This window comes from Enterobacter cloacae complex sp. IR5450, from assembly GCF_049238665.1.
GTDB lineage: Bacteria > Pseudomonadota > Gammaproteobacteria > Enterobacterales > Enterobacteriaceae > Enterobacter > Enterobacter hormaechei_C.
Genome location: NZ_JBMKIC010000074.1, coordinates 1 through 3,691, shown reverse-complemented (window position 1 = coordinate 3,691; position 3,691 = coordinate 1). Strand labels below are relative to the sequence as shown.

The window sequence follows — 3,691 nt, the reverse complement described above, 5'->3', positions numbered from 1 at the left end:
CGGCCTTTGAATGGGTTCATGTGCAGCTCCATCAGCAAAAGGGGATGATAAGTTTATCACCACCGACTATTTGCAACAGTGCCGTAAGCTGCACCTCAAACCCCCGGATCAGGCTCTCCAGGCCATGCAGAAAGGCCTGCTCACCATCATCACTGTCCATAATCTGCAGCGCTTCCCGCAATAGCGGCGGCAGGTTTTCGTCCGGTGCTGCAGGGCGGTCGGTCAGGGCGGCAGTATGCTCCTGCTGCTCCAGTACGGCACCAAGGGTAAAATGACTGACCGCTGAAATCGCATATAACCCGTCGCGCAGTGAAAAGCCGTTTTCTGTCATAAAGCGTAACTGGGTTTCCACCGTATCATACTGTTTTTCATCAGGGCGGGTGCCGAGGTGCACTTTTGCCCCGTCACGGTAACGCAGCAGCGCCCGGCGGAAACTCATTGCATTATTGCGCAGAAATGACTGCCAGGATTCCCCCGCCGCAGGCAGTGAATAATCATGATGACGCGCCAGGATCTCCACCGCCAGCGCATCCAGTAACGCCCGTTTATTTTTCACATGCCAGTAAAGTGTCGGCTGTTCTATTCCCAGCTTCTGCGCCAGCTTGCGGGTCGTCAGCCCGTCAATCCCTGTCTCATTCAGCAGTTCCAGTGCCGCATCAATAACCGATTCTCTGTTCAGCCGTGCCATGACCGTCTCCTCCGATTTTCAGATTGACACTCTATCATTGATAGAGATATATTCCAACTCTATCAATGATAGGGAATTAACACAGGATCTGAAAAATGAATAAACCCGCTGTCATCGCGCTGGTGATTACACTGCTGGACGCGATGGGAATTGGTCTGATCATGCCGGTATTACCGTCACTGCTGCGGGAATATCTCCCGGAAGCGGATGTGGCAAACCATTACGGCATTCTGCTGGCGCTGTATGCGGTGATGCAGGTCTGTTTTGCTCCGCTGCTGGGCAGATGGTCAGATAAGCTGGGGCGCAGACCGGTGCTGCTGTTATCCCTGGCGGGTGCCGCGTTTGATTACACACTGCTGGCACTGTCCAATGTGCTGTGGATGTTGTATCTCGGGCGGATTATCTCCGGGATCACTGGTGCCACCGGCGCGGTTGCGGCTTCGGTAGTGGCGGACAGCACGGCGGTCAGCGAGCGTACCGCCTGGTTCGGCCGTCTCGGTGCGGCCTTTGGTGCCGGGCTGATTGCCGGGCCGGCTATCGGCGGACTGGCGGGGGATATCTCACCGCATCTGCCGTTTGTCATTGCGGCAATACTGAATGCCTGCACCTTTCTGATGGTCTTTTTTATCTTTAAACCGGCGGTACAGACAGAAGAAAAACCGGCGGAGCAGAAACAAGAAAGCGCAGGTATCAGCTTTATCACACTGCTTAAACCTCTGGCGCTGTTGCTGTTTGTCTTTTTTACCGCGCAGCTTATCGGGCAGATCCCGGCCACTGTCTGGGTATTGTTTACGGAGAGCCGCTTTGCCTGGGACAGCGCGGCGGTCGGTTTTTCACTGGCGGGACTCGGGGCGATGCATGCACTGTTTCAGGCGGTGGTTGCCGGGGCGCTGGCAAAACGGCTGAGTGAGAAAACCATTATTTTCGCCGGATTTATTGCCGATGCCACCGCGTTTTTACTGATGTCTGCTATCACTTCCGGATGGATGGTGTATCCGGTCCTGATCCTGCTGGCAGGCGGCGGAATTGCACTGCCTGCATTGCAGGGCATTATCTCTGCCGGGGCATCGGCGGCAAATCAGGGAAAACTACAGGGTGTGCTGGTCAGCCTGACCAATCTGACCGGCGTGGCGGGCCCGCTGCTGTTTGCTTTTATTTTCAGTCAGACACAGCAGAGTGCGGACGGTACGGTGTGGCTGATTGGCACGGCACTGTACGGTCTGCTGCTGGCAATCTGTCTGCTGATCAGAAAACCGGCACCGGTGGCGGCCACCTGCTGACCGGCGCTATACAGGCAGCGCTGTTGTGCGGTATGGTGGACGGCATTCGTGCTTATCGCCTGCCATGATAAGCCTCAGACACAGAGGAACCGTTATGAAATCACGCGCAGCAGTCGCCTTCGGGCCGGGTTTACCCCTTGAAATTGTTGAAATTGATGTGGCACCGCCGAAGAAAGGTGAAGTGCTGGTGAAAATCAGTCACACCGGGGTATGCCATACCGATGCCTACACGCTTTCCGGTGATGATCCGGAAGGTCTGTTCCCGGTGGTGCTCGGCCATGAAGGTGCCGGGGTGGTGGTTGAGGTCGGTGAGGGCGTGACCAGTGTGAAACCGGGCGACCATGTGATCCCGCTGTACACCGCCGAGTGCGGCGAGTGTGATTTCTGTACCTCCGGTAAAACCAACCTCTGTGTTGCCGTCCGCGAAACCCAGGGCAAAGGCGTGATGCCGGACGGCACCAGCCGTTTTTCGTATAACGGTCAGCCGCTCTATCACTATATGGGCTGCTCGACATTCAGCGAATATACCGTTGTGGCGGAAGTATCACTGGCGAAAATCAATCCGCAGGCCAATGCGGAGCAGGTTTGCCTGCTCGGCTGCGGCGTGACCACCGGGATCGGCGCGGTACACAATACCGCGAAGGTACAGGAAGGGGATTCTGTGGCGGTATTCGGCCTCGGCGGTATCGGGCTGGCCGTGGTGCAGGGCGCACGTCAGGCAAAAGCGGGGCGCATCTTTGCCATCGATACCAATCCATCCAAGTTTGAGCTGGCAAAACAGTTCGGCGCCACAGACTGCATTAATCCCAATGATTATGACAAACCTGTTCAGCAGGTGCTGGTCGAAATGACCAAATGGGGTGTGGATCATACCTTTGAATGTATCGGCAATGTCAATGTGATGCGGTCGGCGCTGGAAAGTGCGCACCGTGGCTGGGGGCAGTCGGTAATTATCGGGGTGGCGGGTGCCGGAAAAGAGATTTCAACCCGTCCGTTCCAGCTGGTGACCGGCCGGGTCTGGAAAGGCACGGCGTTCGGCGGCGTGAAAGGGCGTACCCAGTTGCCGGGAATGGTGGAAGATGCCATGAGCGGCAAAATCGAGCTGGCGCCGTTTGTCACGCACACCATGGAACTGGATAAAATCAATGAAGCTTTTGATTTGATGCACGACGGCAAATCCATCCGCACAGTCATTCATTACTGATAACGTATTCAGGGAGATACTATGGAACGGATTGAACATCACGTCTGTTTCGGCGGCAGCCAGGAAGTCTGGCGTCACCACTCTGCGGTGACCGGCACGCCGATGACTTTTTCCGTGTTTCTGCCGCCGCAGGCAAAAACAGAGAAATGTCCTGTGCTGTACTGGCTTTCCGGGCTGACCTGCAACGAGCAGAATTTTATCACCAAAGCCGGGGCACAGCGTTACGCAGCGGAACACGGCCTGGTGATTGTCGCGCCGGATACCAGTCCGCGCGGCAGTCAGGTGGCGGATGATAAAGAGTACGATCTCGGCCAGGGTGCCGGGTTTTATGTCAATGCCACACAGGAGCCGTGGAAAGCGCATTATCAGATGTATGATTATATTCTGAATGAGCTGCACACCCTGGTAAGCGGGCATTTCGGCACATCGGAAAAACGGGCACTGTTGCAAAGTTAGCGATGAGGCAGCCTTTTGTCTTATTCAAAGGCCTTACATTTCAAAAACTCTGCTTACCAGGCG

3 protein-coding genes and 1 pseudogene are annotated in these 3,691 nt (G+C 55.7%); 3 read left to right on the top strand and 1 reads right to left on the bottom strand.

Features of this window, described 5'->3' with window-relative positions:
* Positions 1 to 31: 31 nt before the first annotated feature.
* A complete protein-coding gene (gene tetR(D) / locus ACOTYB_RS24630) occupies positions 32 to 688 on the bottom strand; it encodes a tetracycline resistance transcriptional repressor TetR(D) (protein ID WP_000113282.1) in 657 nt (218 codons plus the stop codon).
* A gap of 95 nt (positions 689 to 783) precedes the next feature.
* On the opposite strand from tetR(D), the gene tet(D) reads away from it, so the two are divergent.
* The 3 genes and pseudogenes from tet(D) to ACOTYB_RS24615 form a co-directional block, all read left to right on the top strand.
* A complete protein-coding gene (tet(D), locus tag ACOTYB_RS24625; RefSeq protein ID WP_001039466.1) occupies positions 784 to 1,968 on the top strand; it encodes a tetracycline efflux MFS transporter Tet(D) in 1,185 nt (394 codons plus the stop codon).
* 94 nt (positions 1,969 to 2,062) lie between these two features.
* Positions 2,063 to 3,172, top strand: coding sequence for an S-(hydroxymethyl)glutathione dehydrogenase/class III alcohol dehydrogenase (locus ACOTYB_RS24620; protein WP_000842134.1), 1,110 nt, complete (start codon positions 2,063 to 2,065; stop codon positions 3,170 to 3,172).
* A 21-nt stretch (positions 3,173 to 3,193) separates the two neighbouring features.
* Positions 3,194 to 3,616: pseudogene (locus ACOTYB_RS24615) on the top strand (alpha/beta hydrolase-fold protein); the annotation flags it as partial.
* Positions 3,617 to 3,691: the final 75 nt, after the last annotated feature.